Raw genomic sequence first — 5,574 nt, 5'->3', positions numbered from 1 at the left:
GGCGTCGGCCTGGTACTTCTCCGCGAACGCCGCGACGACCTCGGGCGGGGGGCATCGGCCAGTGGGGGCGATCGGCGTCCCGGAGCGCGGCCGAGCGTACCGCCGCCAGTTGCCGCTCCACCTCGGCGAAGTGGTCCGGGGCGAGCGGGCCCCGGGCCAGCGCGGCCGCGTTCTCCTCGACCTGCGCGACGGTACGGGCACCGGGGATCGGCACGGCCCGGTCGCTGCGCGCCCAGATCCACCCGATCGCCCCCTGGGCCAGGGTGCGTCCGTCGGCGGTCAGCGCATCGCGCACGGCGGCGACCCGGCGCAGCCACTCCGGGGCGGGCCGGCCGCTGCGGAACCACTCCAGCCAGGTCGGCCCGAGTCCGCGTACGTCGTCGCGGGGCAGCGTGGACTCCGGCGTGTACTTGCCGGTGAGCAGACCCATCCCGAGCGGCCCCCGGGCGAGGCCGGCGAGGTCGTGCTTGTCGCAGACGTCGAGCATGGCCGGGGCGTCCCGCAGCACCGACAGCGCGTGCTGCACGGCGGCGGCGCCGCGGGCGACCTGCGCGAAGGCGGCGGCCCGGTCGGCCCGGTCGGTGCTCCACCCGTACGCCCGGATCAGGCCGGCGTCGACCAGGTCGTCGAGCGTGCCGATGAGCGCCTCGGCCCGGGGCAGCGGCAGGTCGCCCAGGTGCAGTTGGTAGAGGTCGATGCGGTCGGTGCCCAGCCGGCGCAGCGAGCCGGTGACCGCCCGGCGCAGGTAGTGCGGCGAGGCGTTCTCGCCGGTGGCCTGCCGGGTCCGCTCGTCGAACGTGTAACCGAACTTCGTGGCGATGACCGCCTCGTCACGCCGGCCGGCGAGCGCCCGGCCGAGCACCCGCTCGCCGTGCCCGGCGCCGTACGTGTCGGCGGTGTCGAACAGGGTGACGCCGAGGTCGAGCGCGCGGCGGACGGCGCGTACCGACTCGTCGTCGTCGACCCGGCCCCAGCCCAGCGGCCGGGCACCCTCGGCCCACGGCCCGCCGATCGCCCAGCACCCCATGCCGAGGGCGCTCACCTCGATGCCGCTGCGCCCCAACTGTCGCGTGTCGACTGCCACCGCCGCATCCTGTCACCTTCCCGGCGTACACGGGCCGATTCCTGACCCCTGAGCAGGGTCGCGGTCACGCCGCGTGACGCCCGGCGGTGCACGGTCGTGGTGAACGCGATATGCCTCAGAGTCATGAATATGCCTCTGAGGCATATCGGTCCGCTGTCGTCCCTTCGATCCGGCTCCGATGAGGACCGCCGCCCGGCGAGCCGTCAGCGCGCGTAGGCCAGCAGTACCGGCTCGTCCTGACCCGGCCAGGCGCCGGCGAGGCCGCCCGCCTCCGGCACGTCGGCCGGTACGGGCCGCCGGACCACCGCCAGCTCGACGTCCCCCACCCGGACCACCGTCACGCCACCGTCACCCGGACCTGCCGAAACCGGACCCGTCGGCACCGGACGGCCGGTACGGCTGCCGGTCAGCGTCATGCTCACAGGGCGCACCTCGCGCTTCCCGTCGACCTCGAAGTACTCCTCGGCCTGACCGGCGTCGGCGAGCACGGCGGCGGCCAGCAGCGGCGGGTACACCGGGTCGCCGCAGGCGTCGTACGCCCAGCGGCGGCCGAGCACCGAGTGCTCGATGACGCCCACCAGGTGCTCGTCCGCCCCGGACAGCGGCGCGCCCCGGTAGGTCAGCGGCACCTGGAGCACCGGGCCGTCACCGGCGCGCACGAGCAGCGTCTCGATGCCGACCTCGCCGGCCGGGTCGTCGAACCGGTACGCCGCGACGCGGGTGACCGGCGCGCCGGCCTCGCCGGCGAACCACTGCCGGCCGGGCAGCCAGCCGGCGAGCAGCTCCAGTTTCGAGGGGCGCAGTTCCGCGCGGTGCAGGAGAGCCATGCGCGAGATCGTACTGTCGGGGGGCCCCCGTCAGGCCGCCGCCCACGCCTTGGCGAGCAGCTCCCGGGTGTCGGCGAGCAGTTGCGGCAGCACCTTCGTCCGGCCGATCACCGGCATGAAGTTGGCGTCGCCGCCCCAGCGCGGCACCACGTGCTGGTGCAGGTGCGCGGCGATGCCCGCGCCCGCCACGCCACCCTGGTTCATGCCAAGGTTGAAGCCGTGCGCGCTGGAGACGTGCCGGACCACCCGCATGGCGGCCTTGGTGAACGCGGCCAGCTCGACCGTCTCCGGCTCGTCCAGCTCGGTGTAGTCGGCCACGTGCCGGTAGGGGCAGACCAGCAGGTGCCCCGGGTTGTACGGGTAGAGGTTGAGCACAGCGAAGACGTGCTCGCCCCGGGCGACCACCAGGCTCTCCTCGGCCGGCAGGCCGGGCGCGAGGCAGAACGGGCAGCCGGCCGGCTTCTCGTAGCCGCCCTCGGGACGGTCCTCGCCGGAGATGTAGGTCATCCGGTGCGGCGTCCAGAGCCGGTCCAGCCCGTCCGCCAGATCGTCGTCGCCGCCGTACCCGGTGTGCCGCTCCGCCCCTGTCACACAGGCGATCCTACGATCCGGGCCGGGTCGCCGCCGAACCGCGCCGCCGCCCGGCGGCGCGGTCGGCGGAGCGTCTACTCGGCGGCGGTGGCGGTGGGGCCGGCGTTGGTGCGCGACTCCACCACCTCGCGGACGTGCGCCACCGCCTCGTCGACCGGTACGCCGTTGCGCTGCGAGCCGTCCCGGTAGCGGAACGAGACGGTGCCGGCGGCCACGTCGTCGTCACCGGCGATCACCATGAACGGGATCTTCTGCTGCTGCGCGTTGCGGATCTTCTTCTGCATCCGCTCGTCGCCCAGGTCGACCTCGGCCCGGATGCCGTGCCGGCGCAGCGTCGCGGCGAAGTCGACCAGGTAGTCGCCGTGCTCGTCGCGGATCGGGATGCCGACCACCTGCACCGGCGCCAGCCAGGCCGGGAACGCGCCCGCGTAGTGCTCGGTGAGCACGCCGATGAACCGCTCGATCGACCCGAACTTGGCGCAGTGGATCATCACCGGCTGCTGCCGGGTGCCGTCGGCGGCCTGGTACTCCAGCCCGAAGCCCTTGGGCTGGTTGAAGTCGTACTGGATGGTCGACATCTGCCAGGTCCGGCCGATCGCGTCCTTGGCCTGCACGGAGATCTTCGGGCCGTAGAACGCCGCGCCGCCCGGGTCCGGCACCAGTTCCAGGCCGGTCTCCAGCGCGCACTGCTCCAGTACGGCGGTCGCGGTCGCCCAGTCCTCGTCGGAGCCGACGAACTTGTCCGGCTTCGACTCGTCGCGGGTCGACAGCTCCAGGTAGAAGTCGTCGATGCCGAAGTCGCGCAGCAGGCTGAGCACGAAGCCGAGCAGGTGCTTGATCTCGGACGGCGCCTGCTCGCGGGTGCAGTAGGAGTGCGAGTCGTCCTGGGTGAAGCCGCGTACCCGGGTCAGGCCGTGGATCACGCCCGACTTCTCGTACCGGTAGACCGTCCCGAACTCGAACAGGCGGATCGGCAGCTGCCGGTAGGACCGCCCGCGCGACCGGTAGATCAGGTTGTGCATCGGGCAGTTCATGGCCTTGAGGTAGTAGTCGCTGCCCTCCATCTCCATGGGCGGGAACATCGTGTCCTTGTAGTAGGGCAGGTGTCCCGAGGTGTGGAAGAGACCTTCCTTGGAGATGTGCGGCGTGCCGACGTAGTCGAAGCCCTCCTCGACGTGCCGCGCCCGGACGTAGTCCTCCATCACCCGCTTGAGCACGCCGCCCTTGGGGTGGAAGACCGGCAGGCCGGACCCGATCTCGTCGGGGAAGCTGAACAGGTCGAGGTCCGCACCGAGCTTGCGGTGGTCGCGGCGGGCGGCCTCCTCAAGAAGCTTCAGGTACGCCTTGAGCTCGTCCCGGGTCGGCCACGCGGTGCCGTACACGCGCTGGAGCTGCGGGTTCTTCTCCGAACCGCGCCAGTACGCGGCGGCCGAGCGCATCAGCTTGAACGCGCCGATCAGCCGGGTGTTGGGCAGGTGCGGGCCTCGGCACAGGTCCGACCAGCAGACCTTGTCCTCGTTCGCGGCGAGGTTGTCGTAGATGGTCAGCTCGCCGCCGCCCACCTCCATCACCTCGGAGGAGTCCAGCCCCTCCCCCTTGACCTCGATCAGCTCCAGCTTGTACGGCTCGGCGGCCAGCTCGGACCGCGCCTCGTCCAGGTCGGCGAACCGGCGGCGGCGGAACCGCTGGCCGGACTTGACGATCTCCTGCATGCGCTTCTCGAGCTTGGTCAGGTCGTCCGGCTGGAACGGCTTGTCGACGCCGAAGTCGTAGTAGAAGCCGTTCTCGATCGGCGGGCCGATGCCGAGCTTGGCGTCCGGGAAGACGTCCTGCACGGCCTGGGCCAGCACGTGGGCGGTGGAGTGGCGCAGCACGTTCAGCCCGTCCGGGCTGTCCAGCGTGACCGGCTCGACCGCGACGTCCTCGGCCGGGCGCCAGTCCAGGTCACGCAGCTGGCCCTGCGGATCGCGGACCACCACGATCGCCTTCGGCCCGCTCATCGGCAGGCCGGCCGCGGCCACCGCGTCGGCCGCCGTGGTCCCGGCGGCGACGACGACGGGGTCGGCCACGACGGGGGTACGGGGTGCGGACACGGTGACTCCTGTCGTCGACGGTACTGGTGGGCCGGTGACCGGCCCCTGCGATGCTATCGGTCGCCCGGACCCGGACCGCCGCCGACGCCGGTGCCCGTCCTCGGCGAGTTCCGTGCCGTGTTGAACCTTTTCGCCCCGCCGCCCGAACTACCAGGTGGGGCCGGAGCCGGTGCCGACCCCAGTCGAGAAGGATGGGGACGACCATGAGGATTATCCGTCAGGGCCGGTGGGCGGCTGCGCTGCTGGCGGCCGTACTCGCCGGGACGGTGGGCTGGCCGGGCGCGGCGAACGCGGCCGGGGTGACCGTCACGACCTCGCCCGCCCAGGTACGCCAGGGCGACGCGATCGAACTGTCGGTGCTGGTCCCGGCGGACAAGCCCGGCACCCGGACCACCCGGATCGAGCTGACCATGCCCGCGGACGCCCCGATCGGCGAGGTGTACCCGCTGTCGGTGCCGGACTGGGCGCCGACCATCACGACCCGCACGCTCGACCAGCCCGTCCCCGGCATGCACGCGGCCGAACTGAACCAGGTGACCCACTCGGTGAGCTGGCTGCGGATGCCCGGCACCGGCACCGGGGCGGCCCGGCTGCCGCTGGGCATGGGACCGATGCCCGCCACCGACCGGCTCACGTTCACCGTGACGCAGACGTACGACGACGGCACTGTGGTCCGGTGGGCGGACCCGGCGGGTGGCGCGCACCCCGCGCCGGCGCTCGACCTGCTGCCGCCGCTGCCGGGCGCCGTGACGCACGACGGCGGCGCCGGTACGAACGGCGGCGCGCACGGCGGTCACGGCGCCGCGGGCGATGCCGGTGGGGCGCAGGGCGGCGCACCGGGCGGCACGGCACCGGTGGCCGGTGCGGCGGACGACGGGCCGAGCGCGGACCTGCTGCTCGGCGGCGGCCTGCTCGCCGGGCTGGCCGGTGGCGCGGCGATCGGCTGGCTGCTCAGCCGCCGCCGGCGCGACACCATGAC

The 5,574-nt window shown here is 73.3% G+C and carries 5 protein-coding genes; 1 reads left to right on the top strand and 4 read right to left on the bottom strand.

Going from position 1 to position 5,574, the window contains the following annotated elements; all coding sequences use genetic code 11:
• The 4 genes from ABD52_RS35995 to thrS form a co-directional block, all read right to left on the bottom strand.
• The coding region (locus tag ABD52_RS35995) for an aldo/keto reductase (protein ID WP_235437665.1) at positions 1-1,027 on the bottom strand (1,027 nt) is incomplete at its 3' end.
• A gap of 260 nt (positions 1,028-1,287) precedes the next feature.
• Entirely contained in the window at positions 1,288-1,911 is a 624-nt protein-coding gene (locus ABD52_RS35990; protein ID WP_047894686.1) for a hypothetical protein, read from the bottom strand.
• A gap of 30 nt (positions 1,912-1,941) precedes the next feature.
• Positions 1,942-2,457, bottom strand: coding sequence for an HIT domain-containing protein (locus tag ABD52_RS35985; RefSeq protein ID WP_162881603.1), 516 nt, complete (start codon positions 2,455-2,457; stop codon positions 1,942-1,944).
• Between the two features lie 119 nt (positions 2,458-2,576).
• Positions 2,577-4,595 (bottom strand): threonine--tRNA ligase, encoded by a 2,019-nt coding sequence (thrS, locus tag ABD52_RS35980; RefSeq protein WP_047894684.1) that lies wholly within the window; start codon positions 4,593-4,595, stop codon positions 2,577-2,579.
• A 203-nt stretch (positions 4,596-4,798) separates the two neighbouring features.
• On the opposite strand from thrS, the gene ABD52_RS35975 reads away from it, so the two are divergent.
• Positions 4,799-5,574 (top strand): YcnI family protein (locus tag ABD52_RS35975; protein WP_047894683.1); only part of this gene is annotated, 776 nt, incomplete at its 3' end.

Source organism: Micromonospora sp. RV43 (assembly GCF_001029515.1).
Taxonomy (GTDB): Bacteria; Actinomycetota; Actinomycetes; order Mycobacteriales; family Micromonosporaceae; genus Micromonospora; species Micromonospora aurantiaca.
Note: the sequence above shows the minus strand (reverse complement) of the source record. Positions and strands in the feature narration are given on the sequence as shown.

Excerpts from the sequence above, each read along its gene's own strand:
- ABD52_RS35990 (WP_047894686.1), bottom strand. The coding sequence starts at position 1,911 with ATGGCTCTCCTGCACCGCGCGGAACTGCGCCCCTCGAAACTGGAGCTG.